Here is a 16908-nt window from a genome sequence, read left to right as displayed (position 1 = left end):
GTTGCCGGGAATGCAGGAGGTCCTGGCCCTGCAGGCCCTCCTGCTCGAAAATCCGCTTCCAGGCCAGGTGGACGTCCTGGCAGCCGCCAAGACCGTACTGGTCACCGCCGAGTCACCCGCCGATGCCCGACGTATTGCCGCAGACTTTCCGGGATTGGATCTAGCGTCGGCGCATCAGGCGGAAGGCGGTCTCGTGGTGATTGACACCGTGTACGACGGCGAGGACCTCGCCGAAGTGGCCCGGCTGACCGGTCTCAGCGAGGATGGCGTGGTGGCCGCACACACCGGGCAAACGTGGACCGTGGCCTTCGCCGGATTCGCTCCCGGGTTCGGCTACATGGTGGGGGAGAACACCCGCTTGGAGGTGCCCCGGCGCAGTTCCCCGCGAACCGCGGTTCCCGCCGGATCGGTGGCCCTGGCTGGCAACTACTCGGCGGTTTACCCGCGGCAGTCGCCAGGCGGTTGGCAGCTCATAGGCCGAACAGCCGCGGGGATGTGGGACCTCGACCGGCCGCAGCCTGCGTTGGCACGCCCGGGCGACCGCGTCCAATACCGGGCGGTTCGGGAACTGGTGACACTGGGCTCCGGTTCCGCTGCGGCCGCTGGGGGCGATCCGACGGCGGAGGGCGGCACCACCGTCGAGCGTTCAGTGGGTGAGGGGAACGTCTTGGCTGCCGGGCTGCGGGTCGTGTCCCCCGGCTTGCAGAGCCTGATCCAGGACCTCGGCCGCCGCGGCTACGCCGCGCTGGGTGTTTCGGCCGCGGGAGCCCTTGATCGTGGATCCCTGCGCCGCGCCAACCGTCTGGTGGGGAACGCCGCCGGCGCCGCCGCCGTCGAAATAGTGGCAGGTGGCCTGCGCGTTCAGGCCGTTGGCGACCAGGTCCTGGCCGTCACGGGTGCGACGTCGGAACTCACCATCCTGCCGGCGTCGGGAGCCTCCAGTGCGGAACATGCCCCGCACGCCGGACCGAACGTAGGGGCTCGAACTGTCGCGATGGCAACGCCATTTGCGCTGCTGGACGGCGAGACTTTGGAGCTGGGTCCTCCGCAGAGCGGGTTTCGCAACTACCTCGGAATCCGCGGTGGCGTCGCTGTCGCTGCTCCGCTGGGAAGCCGCTCAACTGACACCATGTCCGGAATTGGCCCCGCACCGTTGGCGAAGGGACAGATTCTCCCCGCTGGCGTGGCCACCGTGTCCAACGTGGTGGGCAGTCCGGAGATCCAGCCGGAATACCCGGACACCGGCGTGACAGTGTTGGATTTCATCCCCGGCCCCAGGGCTGACTGGTTCGACGAAGCCGCGCTCGAATCCTTGTGCTCGCAGGACTGGCTTGTCACCCCGCAGTCCAACCGGGTTGGCATGCGCCTCGACGGAACGCCTCTCAAACGGAGTCGTGACGGCGAACTGCCCAGCGAGGGCACGGTGGCCGGAGCCATCCAGATGCCGCCCGCCGGCCTGCCAGTGCTATTCCTGGCCGACCATCCGATTACCGGCGGTTACCCGGTGATCGGTGTGCTTGTGGATGAACATCTGGACCTGGCTGCACAAGTGCCAATCGGCGGACGCATTCGCTTCCGCGCTGTGTCCCTTCCCGGCTCCTAAGCCGTCTCCGATCCCAATCCGCATCCAACCGGCCTGGCGCCTCCAGCCACGCCTGGTCCTCCTGCCGCGCCCAACTCCCCGCCTCCTCGAAGAAAGCCAGTAACTCAATGCGCAAGGTCCTCATTGCCAACCGCGGTGAAATCGCCGTCCGCGTCGCCCGCGCCTGCGACGACGCCCAGCTCGCCTCGGTGGCCGTTTATGCAGACATCGACGCCGACGCACTGCACGTCTTAGTCGCAGACGAGGCATACGCCCTGGGCGGCAACAGTCCAGCCGATACCTACCTGAACATCGAAAAGCTGCTCCGCGTCGCCAGTGAATCCGGAGCCGACGCGGTCCACCCGGGCTACGGATTCCTTTCGGAGAACGCCGACTTTGCCCAGGCAGTCTTGGACGCCGGACTCGCCTGGATCGGGCCTTCCCCGGAGACCATCCGTCAGTTGGGCAACAAAATTACTGCCCGTGAAATCGCAGTCCGTGCGGGTGCTCCGCTAGTCGCTGGCTCTGACGGACCCGTGGCTTCGGCGGCCGATGCCCGCGCCTTCGCAGAGGAGCACGGCCTGCCCATTGCCATCAAGGCAGCGTTTGGCGGTGGCGGTAGGGGATTGAAAGTGGTCCGGCGCCTCGACGAAGTGGAAGAAGCTTTTGATTCCGCGGTTCGCGAGGCTGTGGTGGCCTTCGGTCGTGGCGAGTGTTTCGTGGAGCAGTACCTGGACCGGCCCCGGCATGTGGAGGCTCAGGTTTTGGCCGACACCCATGGCAACGTGGTTGTTGTTGGAACCCGCGACTGTTCCCTTCAGCGTCGCCACCAAAAGTTGGTTGAGGAGGCGCCTGCACCCTTCCTCAATGCGGACCAAACCGCCAGGATCTACCAGGCAGCCAAGGATATTTGCCGCGAGGCCGGTTACGTTGGCGCCGGGACTGTTGAATTTCTGGTGTCCGCGGACGGCGCAGTGGCGTTCCTCGAGGTCAACACCCGGCTTCAGGTGGAGCACCCTGTCACCGAGGAAACTACTGGGATCGACCTGGTCCAGGAACAGTTCCGCATTGCTGCCGGCCGCCCGCTCAGCGTTCTGGATGACCCGAAACCGCGCAGCCACGCCTTTGAGTTCCGCCTCAACGCAGAAGACGTTGGCCGCGGTTTCTTGCCGTCACCGGGCACGGTCACTGCTTTTGCCGGACCCACCGGCCCTGGCATCCGCCTGGACACCGGCGTGCGCTCCGGTTCCCTGGTCCCGCCGCAGTTCGATTCACTCGTTGCCAAACTGATCGTCGCAGGGGCCAACCGTCAACAGGCCCTTCGGCGCGCCCGCCGGGCCCTTGCTGAGATGGAAATAGCGGGCGTTGCCACCGTCCTGCCGTTCCACCGAGCGGTGCTGAACGCCGCGGACTTCACCTCAGAATCCGCATTGGCCGTCCACACGCGTTGGATCGAGACGGACTTCGCTGCCAACATTCCGGCCGACCCGGCCTACAGCCACACCGCCCCCGACGGCGCCCGGCGCACCATTAGCGTCGACGTCGACGGCAAGCGGCTCGCGGTCGGACTTCCGGCAGCCTTGCTGGACGCCTGGGTGAGTGGCGCCGCGGCGCTGCCTGCCGGCGTCGGCCTTGGAAGACTCGACGACGGCGGCAGCGCTCCTGGTACCACCGGCGCGGACGACGCCGAACTGCGCTCCCAGATGTCCGGAACCGTGGTCAAGTGGCTGGTGGAGCCGGGCGCCGAGGTTGCGGAAGGTGATCCTGTGGTGGTTCTGGAGGCCATGAAGATGGAAACCCAGGTGTCGGCGCACCGCTCCGGGACTCTTGAAGACATCACTCACGGTCCAGGCGGCATAGTAACCGTGGGGGCTGTGTTGGCGCGGATTGCCTGAGCATCGGTGCGGCAGCCTGCGTCAGTAGAGCGATCTGCACGCACACTCCAATCGCCGTCCACACGGTACGTCGCCACGGTCTGGCCGTTCAGTTCCAGTTCCGTTCGGTCCACCGTGGCGAAGTGGGCCACAGCGCCGTGCGAACAGAACCATCGCCGTGAGCACGCCTATCCCGACGCCGATGGCCAGATTGTGCGTCGCGACCACAACAGCGACGGTGGCCAGCATAACTGCCGTCTCCGACTTAGGCATCCGGCGCAACGTGGCGGGTGAGATCGAGTGCCATTCGAAGGTGATGCAGGAGACGTAGATCATGACCGCCACCAGTACCGCCATGGGGATCTTGCCCACAATGTCACCGAGCACCACAACCAGTACCAGCAGGAAGGCCCCGGCAAGGAAAGTCGAAAGCCTTGTCCTCGCGCCTGAGCCCTTGACGTTGATCATTGTTTGGCCAATGACGGCGCATCCGCCGAGCCCGCCTAGGAAACCGGTGACACTATTGGCGGTTCCCTGGCCCACGGAAACCCTCGTCTTGTTGGAGCGCGTGTCCGTGATGTCGTCCACGAGCTTGGCCGTCATCAGCGATTCCAACAATCCGACGAGGGCCATGGACAGTGCGAACGGGGCAATGATCTGGAACGTTTCCCAGGTGAGGGGAACTTGGGGAAGGAAGACACCGGGGAGGCTGTTCGGCAGATCGCCCTTGTCGCTGACGGTCGGCACGTCCAGGCCTGCAATGCTGCTCACCATGGTGACGGCGATGATCGCCACAAGCGGCGCCGGCACCGCCGTCGTGAATTTGGGGAGGCCGACGACGATAACCAAGCCCATCGCGGTGAGGGCATAAACCAGCCACGGAACGCCGATGAGTTCCGGCAACTGCGCCATAAACACCAGGATGGCAAGGGCGTTAACGAAGCCGACCATAACGGAGCGTGGAATGAACCGCATCAGCCGGGCGACGCCCAGGGCGGCCAGCAGGATCTGGAAGACACCGGCCAGGATGATGGTGGCGATTAGGTAGTCGAGGCCGTGGTCCCGCATGACCGGAGCGATAACCAGCGCCACCGCGCCAGTGGCTGCGGAGATCATGGCTGGGCGCCCGCCAACCAAGGCAGTGACGATGCCCATGGTGAAGGAGGCGAACAGGCCGATTCGGGGATCGACGCCGGCGATCACGGAGAACGCGATGGCTTCCGGGATGAGGGCCAGAGCCACCACAAGGGCGCCCAGAACCTCTGTCTTGAGCCGCCGCGGTGATCGCAGGGTGTTGCGGACTGACTGCAGCTGCTCGGGCGTCACGGTTCCTTTATGCATTCGTCTGGAGGTACCGCTCGATCTGCTTCAAACGGCGCTGGAGGCTGTCGCGCCGCGGGTGCGGAACGACGTCGGGGGCCTCGGCGGTGAGGTCGATGTGGGCGGTGCCGTACTGCCAGAGCAAAAGGTCGTCCAAGAGACGGTCTGGCCCGGGTGAGTAACGGTGGTCCAGCGCCTGGCGGACCTCCGTGATCCGATTGGCGCTCAGCAGGGCAGCAAGTTCGACTGTTTGCTTGAGTCCGTGTGCAGCGAGGAGTTCAGCCGCCCAGCCCCAGTCATCATCAACTTTACGGTCTACGTGGGGGAGGAGCGTTCGCCAAACGTCGCGGATGCGGTTTGGCGTGAGTGGCGTGGCTCCCTCGCCCTCGGTGTCCCAATAGCTGCGGACTTCCTCATAACGCTCGTGCAGGTCCGCAAAGGCGCCCTCCACCGTTTCGAGCATGGCGGCCGTCGCGGTGAATTGCCTGTCGAAGTGCGGGGTCCAAGCGCGGGGGTCCTTGGCCTTAAAGCGGATGTCGTGCTCAATCTCGCTCCAGGCGTGGGCGAACACCGTGCGGATTTGGCATTCGAAGAAGTAGCTCCCATTTGCGGGGAGTTCCGGATTGAAGACCTTTTGGTATTCCTTGACGGTCTCATTCTGGATGGTTCGCAGGATTAGGTGGCGGCTGGAGTAACCGTACGTGCCGGACTCGATGGAGCCGATGTCCTTTTCCCGGTCGCCGCGGCAGTCGAACAATTGCCTTTGGCGCTTGATCAGGTTCGCGACGGCGGCATTCTCCGCCGGAAGCTTGGTGATAACGCGCACGCCCACCATGTCATTGAGCGTGCGGAAGGGGTCCGGGAACTTGAGGACCCGCGGCCCGCCCGGCTCAAGGGGTTCTTCGGTCCGCGAGATCTTCTCCCGGAACGACTCCACCGTTTTTGTCCGGCCGGTCACGAAGAGCGGGACGGTGTCAGTGTCCTTCAGCATGTCCCGGAGGGTCAGCAGTACATCCCGGGTCACGAGCTTTAGGGCTGGCCTGACGCGCTCGTAGAGATCCACATTCGCCTGCACGGATTCGCGCAGTTCGGGGTCCAAGCTGTCCCAGTTACTAGCCATGAATCCAGCTTACGGCGGGGCACTGACAGAAGCCGGGACGGCTGCATTGGTTGTGGATCCCGGGCGTTGGGGTTCAGGCCCGGGCGGCGAGCACCTGTTCGCGGAGGATGTCGGCATGCCCGCAATGCTGGGCGAGCTCCCGGAGCATGTGAAGGTAGACCCACCTCAGGGGCAGCGGACCGCGCCGGTTTCCTTTCACGACGTCGGACAGCCCAAGGGGAGCGGTCCGACGTCGAGATTCTTCGCACGCCAGGCGGTAGGCCGCCTGGATGCCGGCAATCGTGTCGCCTTCATCCAGGACGAATGACTCGTCCGGCGTGGCGGGAATGCCAATGTCCTCTCGCGTTCGGCACGTAATCGCTTCGTCGAACCAGACTTTCTCAACGAAGGTTGCGTGCTTCACCAAGCCCAGGAGGGTTGTCCGGGACGGAACCAGCGAAGCCCGCGCCTCCTGCTCAGTAAGCCCGTCGAGGCAGTCGTGAAGGGCGGCTCGGTGCTCATCGAGGAACACATCGAATTGGGCGCGTAGCTCGTCGGTGAAGGTGGCTGCATCCATGGTGGGAAGGCTGCTCATGGAACCCGAGTATAGACAGTGCGCCCCTGGACCAACTCCGTACTAGTTGTCCAAAAAGGCCTGAACCGCTGCGGTGAACTCGTTCGGACTGCCGGAGTGGATCAGGTGCCCGGCGTCGATGGTCACCAGGCTGCCGCGCTGCATAATCGACACCAGCTCGTCCAGGTGTTGCTGCGGGATGGGGCTCGCCGGGCCTCCGCCGATCACCAGGGTGGCTGCCTTGATACTGCCCATCAGCGTTGGCCAGTACGGGTCCGGACTGTCGATTTCAGGACGCACCTGTTCCACGACGGCCCAGTCGAAGTCCAGTTCTCCTTCAGGCCGGGCCGGCGTGGCAGGAGGGCGCGAATGGGGAACTCCGACGTCCTCGAGGACGAGCCGCCGAACTGGCGCATTGGCTGCCACTAGGCAGGCCACCAGGCCACCGAGCGAATGACCCACAAGATCAACCTCACCCAATTCCAAGGAGCCAAGCAAGCCTAGGATGTCCCGGGCCATCAGCTCGAGGGAATATACCCCTGGCCAGTCGCTGGCTCCGTGGCCGCGCAGATCGACAGCGATTACGGTCCGTTTGCTGCACAGGCGGGAAGCCACTAAATCCCAGTCCGCTGCCGTCTCTCCGGTGGCGTGCAGCAACAGCAGGGGCGGCGATGCCGGATCAGATGAAACCTGATCAGACAAGCAAGGCCACCACCGCATCGATAGGCTCACTTCACCGACAGCGAGGCTCTTAATTTCAGGTACACCACCAATTTCAGGCATGTGACCATCGTGATGACGTGAGGTACATCTGCACAACAGCGGCAGTCCGGCCACGCCAACTGGGCATCGCTTTCTCCGGACCGGTCGGTGGCACGGTATAGGCTCGGTAGGGAGGAGGCGTAATGAAGCGGCATAAGTATTTCTATGGTGACCATCCCAGCCAGTGGGGCGAGCTGTTCATCCCGGAACCAGCCGCCAACGGATCTCGTGCTACCCGCCCACAGGGTGTCGTCGTCGTAATTCACGGTGGGTATTGGCGATCGCAATATGGCGCTGAGCTCGGTGAACCCCTCGCCAGGGACTTGGCAGCGCACGGCATGATCGCCTGGAACCTCGAATATCGCCGCGCCGGCAATGGCGGTGGTTGGCCCCAGACTTTTGAGGACGTCCTGGCTGGCATCGACCATCTTCGTGAAGTGGCTCCGGACCACAACCTCAATCTGGACAAAGTGGTGGCGCTAGGGCATTCGGCCGGTGGCCACCTCGCTGTTTGGGCGGCGGGCCGTTCCAAGCTGTCCCAAATCAGTGCGGCCGACGCCGACCGGCAGATGCACCGGAACGACGACGGCAAGGCCGTCCAGATAACCGGCGTCGTGAGCCAGTCGGGCGTTCTCAGCCTGGCGCAGGCCGAGAAGCTCAACCTAAGCAACGGTGCGGTCTTCAACCTCATGGGCGGCTCATCCGAGCGGTACCCGCAGCGGCACAAGTACGCCGACCCCATGAACCTGCTGCCACTGCCTGTGCCGGTATATGTGGTGCACGGGACTGAGGATCGGGACGTGCCGATGAGCCTCTCCGAGACGTTCGTCCATACGGCCAATCGACAAGGTGGCCAAGCCCATCTGCTCAAGGTCCCCGGAGACCATTTTGCCCTGATCGACCCCCGCGCCACGGCTTATAAAAAGTGCCGGGAGATTGTGTTGAGCCTGCTCGCTTAGGGGGCGTCCCGCGGGCAAAAGAACCTGACTTCAGGGGTCGCCGCGAGCCGGTGAGCGTGGCACAGTTGGTGCATGCTCACAGTGATTGGTGAAGGCCTGGTCGACGTCGTCCAACGCTCCACGGGCATCGAGGCCCACGTGGGCGGCAGCCCGCTCAACGTGGCAGTCGGACTGGCGCGGCTTGATCACGCGGTGCAGTTCATCGGGCGCTATGGGCGCGACCCATACGGCGATTCCGTAGCTGCGCACCTACGGTCCAGTTCAGTTCTGGTGCCACTGCCGCCGGACGACAAGCCAACCAGCGTGGCCACCGCCCTTATTAACGACGACGGCGCCGCCACCTACACGTTCGACCTCCTGTGGGAGCTCCCCGGGCTGAAGGATCGTTTGCCCTTTATGCTTCAGGGAGCCACGCTCCTGCACACCGGTTCCATCGCGACGATGCTGGAGCCGGGCGCGGATACGGTGCTCGCCGCCGTCGAACACGCCCACCCAAGCGCCACCGTCAGCTTCGACCCCAACTGCCGGCCCACCATCATTACTGACCGTGACTATGCCCGGCGGCAGACGGAGAGATTCGTGAAGCTGGCCGACGTTGTCAAGGCATCCGATGAGGACCTCGCCTGGCTGTATCCCGGCGTTGATGTTTTGGAATCGGCCCGCCGCTGGTTCGCCATCGGAGGGCCCGACGACGGCCCGGCAGTGGTGGTGGTGACGCGCGGATCCGAGGGACCTTGGGGAATTACCGCTGCCGGCGAGGCTCATGTTCCCGCTCCCAAGGTGGCCGTGGCCGATACTGTAGGGGCTGGGGATTCCTTTATGGCGGGGTTGCTGTCCGGGCTGGTGGACCGGGGTCTGGTAGGTGGCCAATACAGGCATTCGCTCAGGTCCATGCCGGCCGAAGTTCTTGAGGCGCTGTTACGGCACGCGGCTCGGGCGGCAGCCATCACGGTCTCCAGGCCTGGCGCCAATCCGCCCACCCGCGCCGAAATGAACGGCGATTCCTTGACGTTGGATGCGGGCCTACCGCAGCCGGATTATTCGGGAGAGAGGTAATTGAGATGTCCGGTGATCCATTCGCTTCGTTGCACGGCGGAGCAACTTTGTCAGTCAGCAGCAGTTCCTTCACCGATGGTTCGACGCTGCCGCTGGAGCAGTGCAGTGGCCGCATGGGCGTTCACGGTGGGCGGGACATTTCCCCGCAGTTGAGTTGGTCGGGCGCGCCGCAGGGGACGCTCAGTTATGCCATTTCAGTGCACGACCCGGACGCGCCGGGTGCCGGCGGGTTCTGGCATTGGGCCGCGGTGGACATTCCGGCGTCGGTTACTTCACTGTCCTCTGGTGCCGGGGCCGAGGATGGCGCGTCCCTGCCGTCGGGCGCCAAGCAACTCAAGAACGACGGCGATTCCGTCGGCTATCTGGGTGCGGCACCTCCGCGGGGACATGGGCTGCATCATTACATTGTGCGGGTGCACGCTCTGGACGTGGAGCACTTGAACCTGCCATCCGGTGCCCACGCGAACAAGTTGCCGCAGGCGTTGAAGGGGCATGTTCTGGCGACCGGCAGGGTGACGGGGACGTTCAGTCGGTAGGACTCATCCGCGCTAGGGTGGCCGCGCAAATCACCGCCTCGGCCAGTGTTGCCCGCAAGCTACCCGATGCGGCAACAGTCAACGGGCCACCGCCGACCGACGTCCCTGTCTTGCCTTAAATATCGACAGATGTAAATATTTACGTGTGTCTATGTCCTTGGAGTTAACACCTGTCCAGACGGTGGCGTGCTGCTCGCCGCTGTCCCGGGAGCCCTTGTCGGAGACAGAGGCCGAGGGGATCGCACCGCTGCTGAAAGCTTTGGGCGATCCTGTGCGGCTGCGGCTGATGTCCCTGGTGGCCTCGCACGAGGGCGGAGAGGCCTGTGTCTGCGACCTGAACGATGCCTTCGAGCTGTCCCAGCCCACGATCAGCCACCATCTGAAAATCCTGCACGAGGCCGGGCTGCTGGAGCGGAGCAAGCGCGGTGTCTGGGTGTACTACCGTGCCCAAACCGATGCCCTGAAGGACCTTGGCGCGCTGATCGGTGGACAGGGCCGGTGAGTGGGTTGATTCGGCGGGCCGCGGCGGAGTTCGTTGGCACCGCTTTCCTTGTCATGGCCGTGGTCGGCTCCGGTGTCATGGCCTCCCGACTGTCCCCGAACGATGTCGGCCTGCAGTTGCTGCAGAACAGCATCGCCACCGGCGCCGTGCTGGTGGCTCTGATCGTGGCCCTGCAGCCGGTCTCGGCATCTTTCAACCCGGTGGTGACGCTGGTTGAGCGGGCGCTGGGGCTGGTGGACATCCGCACCGCGGCGGCTCTGGTTGTCGCCCAGTTCGCGGGAGGCCTGGCCGGGACCGTGCTGGCGAACCTGATGTTCAACCTGAACGCCGTGACCCTCTCAACGCATGAGCGTACCGGGACGGGGCTGTGGCTTGGCGAAGTCATTGCGACCATCGGGTTGCTTTTGGTCATCTTCGGCACCGTCCGCTCGGGCGGGGCCGGACGGGTCGCTTTCGCCGTGGGCGGTTACATCGCCGCGGCGTACTGGTTCACGAGCTCCACCAGCTTCGCCAACCCGGCGGTGACCGTTGCCAGGACCATCACCGACACCTTCGCCGGGATCGCCCCGTCCTCCGCGCCGGCGTTCATCCTTGCCCAGTTGCTGGGCGGCGCCGCCGGGTTTGTCCTCATCCGATACCTCTTCCCAGCTGTTGTTGTTCCTGCCGCCGCCGATGGGTCGGCGGCCGATCGAAAGGTCCTCTCATGAGCGACAAGCCCTCCGTACTCTTCGTCTGCGTCCACAACGCCGGACGCTCCCAGATGGCAGCCGCCTTCCTCACCACCCTCTCCAAGGGAAACATCGAGGTCCGTTCCGCCGGGTCCCAGCCCGCTGACAGGGTCAACCCTGCCGCCATGGAGGCCATGGCCGAGGTCGGCATCGACATCGCCGCCGAGATCCCCAAAATCCTCACCACCGAGGCGGTGAAGGATTCGGACGTCGTGATCACCATGGGCTGCGGCGACGAATGCCCCTACTTCCCCGGCAAACGCTACGAGGACTGGGTCCTGGAAGACCCGGCAGGCAAAGGCGTCGAGTCAGTCCGCCCGATCCGCGATGAAATCAAGACTCGCGTGGAAGCACTGATCGAGTCCCTGATCACCCCCGCCAGATAACCCGCGCCGTCCTCAGACAGGTACAGAATCCCGTGAGCACTGACGTAAGCACCGAACAACTGATCATCATAGGCTCCGGCCCCGCCGGGTATACCGCGGCGATCTACGCCGCCCGGGCGGGCCTGAAGCCCCTGGTCCTGGCGGGCGCGGTCACCGCGGGTGGGGCGCTGATGAACACCACCGAGGTGGAAAATTTCCCCGGCTTCCCCGCCTCCGCACCGGAGAAACCCGGCGCCAGAACGCCACCGGCATCTTCGTCGCCATCGGCCACGTCCCGCGCACCGAACTGGTAGCCGGCCAGGTCGAGCTGGACGATGAGGGCTACATCAAGGTCCAAGCACCCACCACGGTCACCAACCTGCCCGGAGTGTTCGCCTGCGGCGACGCCGTCGACCACCGCTACCGGCAGGCGATCACCGCCGCCGGGACCGGCTGCGCCGCAGCGCTGGACGCCGAACGCTACCTCGCGGCCCTGCAGGACGCGGACAGCATCGCCACCGCGCTGGTGGAGGAATCCACCCACGCCTAACTGCCATCAGGGAGGGGGTGAAAAGGATGACAACGGGAAACACCGACTGGGACTGCTCCGACGAAGATTGCTGCACCGGCCAGGAATGCTGCTGAACTCCGCCGACGCATTTTGCCGGCCCCCACAAGGGACCGGCAGGCCCACATAACAACCCGCCACAGGTACGGATTGAAAGAGGACAGCATGGATTCGAGGAAGAACCTCCCGGTGGCCGTGATCGGGGCCGGACCCGTCGGACTGGCCGCCGCCGCGCACCTGCTCGAACAAGGCCTCGAACCGGTCATCTTCGAAGCCGGCCCTACCGTGGGGGCAGCGATCGAGCAGTGGCGGCACATCCGGCTGTTCTCCCCGTGGCGCTTCAACCTGGACCCCGCCGCCGTCCGGCTCCTGGAAGCCGGCGGCTGGGAAGCACCCCGCCCCACAGCGCTGCCCTGGGGCGGGGAACTCATCGACGACTATCTGGCTCCGCTGGCCGCATTGCCTGCCATCCGATCCCGGCTCCAGACCGGATCCCGTGTCACCGCTGTGACACGGCAGGGCCTGGACAAAACCCATGTCCGGGATCGGGACACCACTCCGTTTACCGTCCGCGTCCAGCATGAGGACGGCGAAGTCCGTGACCACACCGTGGCAGCTGTCATTGATGCCTCCGGCACCTGGTCCCAGCGCAACCCGCTGGGCACCTCGGGGCTCCCTGCCCTCGGTGAAGACGGCGCGGCGGAGCGGATTTCCTCGCCGCTGCCGGACGTCACCGGCCTTGATCGTGCCGCCTTCGCCGGACGCCGTGTTCTGGTGGTCGGGGCCGGGCACTCGGCCGCGAACTCGCTCATCAGCCTGGCCAGCCTTGCCAGGGAAGAGTCCGACACCCGGATCCTCTGGGCCGTCCGGGGAGCATCCGGGCAGAAGGCCTACGGCGGCGGCGAGGCGGACGGGCTCCCCGCCCGCGGGCAGCTCGGTTCCCGCCTGCGCCGACTCGTCGAAGCGGGCACCATCGAACTGCACACCGGCTTTGGCATCAGCTCCCTGAAAACCCTGAACTCCCACGTGAGAGTCGAAGCAGTTGATGGCCGCACGCTGGAGGCGGACGTCATAGTGCCCTGCACAGGATTCCGCCCGGACCTTGACATACTGCGCGAGGTGCGGCTCGAACTGGACCCCGCCGTCGAGGCACCCGTGCAGCTTGGACCCTTGATTGACCCGGAATTCCACTCCTGCGGCACCGTTCCCCCGCACGGGGCGAAACTTCTGGCCCACCCGGAGAAAGACTTCTACATCGTGGGCATGAAGTCATACGGCCGCGCCCCCACGTTCCTGCTCGCCACCGGCTACGAACAGGTCCGCTCCGTTGCCGCGGCCCTGGCCGGCGATCACCATTCCGCCGACACCGTGCAGCTGGAACTGCCCGCAACCGGAGTCTGCTCCATCGACACCGCAACCGGCCGCGATTTCCCCGCACCGGACGACGTCGACATCGAGGGCCGGTGCTGCGGCACGCCGGAACCTGTCCTCATCGGTATCCCCACCGGACTGGCCCACGGCCGCTCCGACAGCAATTGAATACAGCCAGAACTGAATAACCATCAGTCCGTCATCCACGAAATTGGAGTGCTGTCATGACTGAAAACCAAGAAACCAGCCTGGGCCTGCAGGACAACACCGAGGTCCTGCAACGCATCAGCGAACGCCTCACCGAACGGTTCACCGGTGTCTTCGCCGCCGAAACCATTGAACGCTACGTCTTTGAGTCCTACACCGCCCTGGCCCGCACCGCGAAAATCACCACCCACCTGCCCGCCACCACCGAACACTTCGTCACCGACCGGCTCAACGCCCTGGCCAAATCCAAAGGCGCCATCGACACCGACGTCCCCGAAGTATTGTTCGTCTGCGTCCAAAACGCCGGCCGCTCCCAGATGGCCGCCGCCCTGCTCACAGTCGAGGCCAAGGGACGCATCACCGTCCGGTCTGCCGGATCCCAACCGGCGGCTGAACTGGACCCCGCCGTCGTAACCGCCATGTCCGAAATGGGACTGGACCTCACCCGGAACTACCCCAAACCCCTCACCGACGACGTTGTCCGGGCCTCTGACGTGGTGATCACAATGGGCTGCGGCGACTCCTGCCCGATCTACCCCGGCAAACGCTACGAGGACTGGGAACTGCCGGAGCCCGCTAATCAGCCCCTCGAAACGCTCTCAACGCGGCATCGAAGGCATGGAACGCATGCGACTCGTCCGCGACGACATCAAGGACAGGGTCACCAAGCTCTACGCAGAATTGAGCTCGGGCGCCTCGATCTGATTCCTTTGGCGCTCAGAGTCCACAACCCGAAACGGACACTATCGACCAAAGAAAGGACCCTGCTGCCACCGCAGCAGGGTCCTTTTGGCGCATCTGCCCGGTCCATTCGGTGGAAAGCTACTTGGAGGTCCACCAGCAGCCGACACACTGTATTGAGTGCAACCATGCTCACCTAGAAGGCTTGAGATGCGAGCATGTCGCGTAGCGTCGTGAGTGGCGTGTGAATAAGGAGATCGAACTTGACGTCAATTGATGACACACGCGGAACGTTATCCGCGCTTGATGCGAGCGAGGAACATAAGCGCCGCGTCCAGAAGCGCACGCTCACCGTTGTGGTGCTCAGCCAGGTACTCGGCGGTGCGGGCTTGGCGGCGGGAATTTCGGTTGGAGCACTCCTGGCGCAGGAGATGCTGGGCAACGACGGCCTGTCAGGTTCGCCTACCGCACTGTTCACGCTCGGGTCAGCCCTGACCGCTTTCCTTGTGGGTCGTTTCACCCAACGCTGGGGCCGCCGCATCGGCCTTGGAGTTGGGTTCGCCGCGGGCGGACTGGGCGCGATCGGGGTAGTAATTGCCGCAGTGACGGGCGCAGTTGCCCTGTTGTTGGTTTCGCTGTTCGTGTACGGCGCTGGCACGGCAAGCAATCTCCAGGCCCGCTACGCAGGGACTGACCTGGCCGCTCCTTCGCAGCGTGGCAAGGCCGTAAGCGTCGCGATGGTCTCGACGACGTTGGGCGCCGTGGCCGGTCCCAACCTCATCACACCCCTCGGCCAATTCGCCGCGAGCATCGGCATCCCGCCTCTTGCCGGACCGTTCCTGCTGGCAGCCGTCGCCTACCTGGCTGCTGGAACTACTCTGTTTGCGCTCCTGCGCCCTGACCCGTTCTTGTTGGCGCGAAAGATCAACGCTGCCGCTAAACAGGCTGACCACGGAGTGCGGGACACCCCCGGCGTTCCGAGGCCGGGCGTGGGCGCCTATGCAGGCGCTGCGGTCATGATCCTCACGCAGATCGCCATGGTCGCGATCATGACCATGACTCCGATCCACATGCGGGCACACCATCAGGGTCTGGACGCCGTAGGACTTGTTATTGGCCTGCATGTTGCCGCGATGTACCTTCCGTCACTGCTGACAGGTGCGCTGGTGGACAAGGTCGGTCGGGCGCCCATGGCCGTCGCGTCAGGCCTTACTCTGCTTGCAGCCGGTGTGGTGGCGGCATTTGCTCCCGGCGACTCGCTCGGGACGCTGATCCTCGCCCTCGTGCTGCTTGGCCTGGGCTGGAATTTTGGACTTATTTCGGGAACGGCCTTGGTTGTGGACGCTACAGTGCCGGAAAACCGTCCGCGAATTCAAGGCACCATCGACGTCCTCATCGCCCTCGCCGGCGCCGGCGGAGGTGCCATGTCCGGCGTCGTTATGGCGTCCACAAGCTACGCCACACTGTCCATGGCCGGCGGATTCCTGTCCCTGCTGCTGATCCCAGTGCTGCTTTGGGCCCGCCGTAGCGCCAAAAAAGCCCAAACAGCCTAAACGGCCACGTGAATCCCCAGGGGAATTAGGACCAGTCCACTACGCCGATTGCCTGCAGGGCATCCCTGACCAGTGCCCGCCCCGCCCAGTCGAGGGCTCGCAGGGGCTGGGGCAGGTTGGGCGACCCGGTCAATCCGAGTTCTTCAGCCATGGTAGCGACCACGCGCAAGCTTCCATGGGTTCGGAAGAGCGCCCAAACCGGCTCGAGTAGGGCCGACTGCCGCGCGGCCCCCTCAATGTCTCCGCGGGAGAAGGCGCGACTTATCGCCAGGCACGGTTTGGGCAGGAGTCCGGCGAGGACGCTATACCAGGCGTCGCAGCCAGCGTTGAGTCCATCCACGGCTGCGGCGTCGCCGCTGACGCCAATGGTGACTGACGACGGAATTCCGGACCTCAGCCCGTCAACCCGTGCCCGTGCCGCGTCAGAATCGGAAGGCACAGGCGGGATTTTGATCGACGCAACGTGCGGCAAATGGGCAATACGGGCGTGCAGTTCGTCGCTGAATTGGAAGTGCGTGGTGGCTGGGTTGTCATAGACACAGAGCGGCACGGAGAGCTCACGCGTGACGTCCTGGTATAGCCCGAACACTTCGTCTTCGGTAAGCGATTGATAGGAAACAGGTGCCAGCAGCACTCCGGCAGCGCCCGCGTTTTGGGCATCCGCAGCCAAGGCCAGTACTTGCTTGGTTCGGAGCGCACCAATCCCGACGATGACAGGAACATTGCCCGCATGCTGCACGGCGATCCGCGCTACGCGGGCACGTTCCGCCTGAGTGAGGTAGGCATAGCTGCCCGTGGAGCCGAGCGCGCCGATCGAGTCCACGCCAGCCGAGGCGAGCCGACTCACCAACCTCGCGAACGCGGCTTCGTCGATGCCATCTTCGTCCATGGGCGTCAGCGGAAAGGCGCTGAGTCTTGTGAAAGTGGGCGGCTTGGTGGTGGAAGCTGGCATGCAATAGATGTTACGGACCGAGCATGGATAAAAGCTTGATGGCGGGATGTCGCCTTCGCGGCGAGCTGCACCGTCGTCGGGCCTCCCAAGGACAGCCCGACGGCGCCCGGCAGCGCCCGCGGGTCGGCTGCCACGTCAGGCGGCCGTCAGGTCAGGTGGCTCTCATGTCAGGCGGCCGCCACGTCGGGCTGCCCTCACGTCAGGCGGCTCCCGGCAGCT

General features: G+C 64.8%; 15 protein-coding genes and 2 pseudogenes. 12 read left to right on the top strand and 5 right to left on the bottom strand.

The genetic code is table 11. From position 1 onward, the window contains the following. The first annotated feature begins 10 nt into the window (after positions 1-10). The gene (locus LD110_RS10225; RefSeq protein ID WP_374200330.1) at positions 11-1603 is read left to right on the top strand and encodes a 5-oxoprolinase/urea amidolyase family protein; all 1593 of its coding nucleotides are present in this window, start codon (positions 11-13) and stop codon (positions 1601-1603) included. A gap of 107 nt (positions 1604-1710) precedes the next feature. Next, complete coding sequence (locus tag LD110_RS10220) at positions 1711-3477, top strand: biotin carboxylase N-terminal domain-containing protein (protein WP_225498706.1); 1767 nt, start codon at positions 1711-1713, stop codon at positions 3475-3477. A 50-nt stretch (positions 3478-3527) separates the two neighbouring features. Here the strand turns inward: LD110_RS10220 and LD110_RS10215 are convergent. The 4 genes and pseudogenes from LD110_RS10215 to LD110_RS10200 form a co-directional block, all read right to left on the bottom strand. Continuing rightward, positions 3528-4782, bottom strand: a pseudogene (locus LD110_RS10215) (SulP family inorganic anion transporter); the annotation flags it as partial. Positions 4783-4789: 7 nt separating this feature from the next. Next, entirely contained in the window at positions 4790-5896 is a 1107-nt protein-coding gene (locus LD110_RS10210; RefSeq protein ID WP_225498705.1) for a GTP pyrophosphokinase family protein, read from the bottom strand. Between the two features lie 73 nt (positions 5897-5969). After that, positions 5970-6470: a DinB family protein gene (locus tag LD110_RS10205; RefSeq protein WP_225498704.1), complete on the bottom strand. Its 501-nt coding sequence runs from the start codon at positions 6468-6470 to the stop codon at positions 5970-5972. 42 nt (positions 6471-6512) lie between these two features. Then, a complete protein-coding gene (locus LD110_RS10200; RefSeq protein ID WP_225498703.1) occupies positions 6513-7151 on the bottom strand; it encodes an alpha/beta fold hydrolase in 639 nt (212 codons plus the stop codon). 203 nt (positions 7152-7354) lie between these two features. On the opposite strand from LD110_RS10200, the gene LD110_RS10195 reads away from it, so the two are divergent. The 10 genes and pseudogenes from LD110_RS10195 to LD110_RS10150 all read left to right on the top strand — a co-directional run bounded on the left by LD110_RS10195 (position 7355) and on the right by LD110_RS10150 (position 15737). Further along, positions 7355-8170 carry an alpha/beta hydrolase gene (locus tag LD110_RS10195; RefSeq protein ID WP_225498702.1) on the top strand — a complete coding sequence of 272 codons (816 nt, stop codon included), beginning with the start codon at positions 7355-7357 and terminating at the stop codon, positions 8168-8170. 72 nt (positions 8171-8242) lie between these two features. Continuing rightward, positions 8243-9226, top strand: a complete 984-nt coding sequence (locus LD110_RS10190) for a carbohydrate kinase (protein ID WP_225498701.1) — start codon at positions 8243-8245, stop codon at positions 9224-9226. 5 nt (positions 9227-9231) lie between these two features. Next, positions 9232-9762, top strand: coding sequence for a YbhB/YbcL family Raf kinase inhibitor-like protein (locus LD110_RS10185; protein ID WP_225498700.1), 531 nt, complete (start codon positions 9232-9234; stop codon positions 9760-9762). Positions 9763-9913: 151 nt separating this feature from the next. Continuing rightward, the gene (locus tag LD110_RS10180; RefSeq protein ID WP_225498981.1) at positions 9914-10264 is read left to right on the top strand and encodes a helix-turn-helix transcriptional regulator; all 351 of its coding nucleotides are present in this window, start codon (positions 9914-9916) and stop codon (positions 10262-10264) included. Continuing rightward, positions 10261-10971, top strand: coding sequence for an aquaporin (locus LD110_RS10175; RefSeq protein WP_225498699.1), 711 nt, complete (start codon positions 10261-10263; stop codon positions 10969-10971). The genes LD110_RS10180 and LD110_RS10175 overlap by 4 nt, the downstream gene beginning before the upstream one ends. Next, positions 10968-11378: an arsenate reductase ArsC gene (locus LD110_RS10170; RefSeq protein WP_225498698.1), complete on the top strand. Its 411-nt coding sequence runs from the start codon at positions 10968-10970 to the stop codon at positions 11376-11378. Before LD110_RS10175 ends, LD110_RS10170 begins: the two co-directional genes overlap by 4 nt. 32 nt (positions 11379-11410) lie before the next feature. Beyond that, a pseudogene (locus tag LD110_RS10165) lies at positions 11411-11907 on the top strand (NAD(P)/FAD-dependent oxidoreductase). A 183-nt stretch (positions 11908-12090) separates the two neighbouring features. Further along, complete coding sequence (locus LD110_RS10160; RefSeq protein WP_225498697.1) at positions 12091-13464, top strand: FAD-dependent oxidoreductase; 1374 nt, start codon at positions 12091-12093, stop codon at positions 13462-13464. A gap of 56 nt (positions 13465-13520) precedes the next feature. Continuing rightward, positions 13521-14384 (top strand): arsenate reductase ArsC, encoded by an 864-nt coding sequence (locus LD110_RS10155; RefSeq protein ID WP_225498696.1) that lies wholly within the window; start codon positions 13521-13523, stop codon positions 14382-14384. Positions 14385-14447: 63 nt separating this feature from the next. Then, positions 14448-15737, top strand: coding sequence for an MFS transporter (locus tag LD110_RS10150; RefSeq protein WP_225498695.1), 1290 nt, complete (start codon positions 14448-14450; stop codon positions 15735-15737). 25 nt (positions 15738-15762) lie between these two features. Here LD110_RS10150 and LD110_RS10145 read toward each other — a convergent pair whose 3' ends face one another. Then, positions 15763-16689, bottom strand: a complete 927-nt coding sequence (locus tag LD110_RS10145) for a dihydrodipicolinate synthase family protein (RefSeq protein WP_225498694.1) — start codon at positions 16687-16689, stop codon at positions 15763-15765. Positions 16690-16908 lie beyond the last annotated feature (219 nt).

The sequence above is a fragment of the Arthrobacter sp. M4 genome (genome assembly GCF_020251205.1).
Lineage (GTDB): Bacteria > Actinomycetota > Actinomycetes > Actinomycetales > Micrococcaceae > Arthrobacter.
This window is presented reverse-complemented; position numbering and strand designations above follow the sequence as displayed.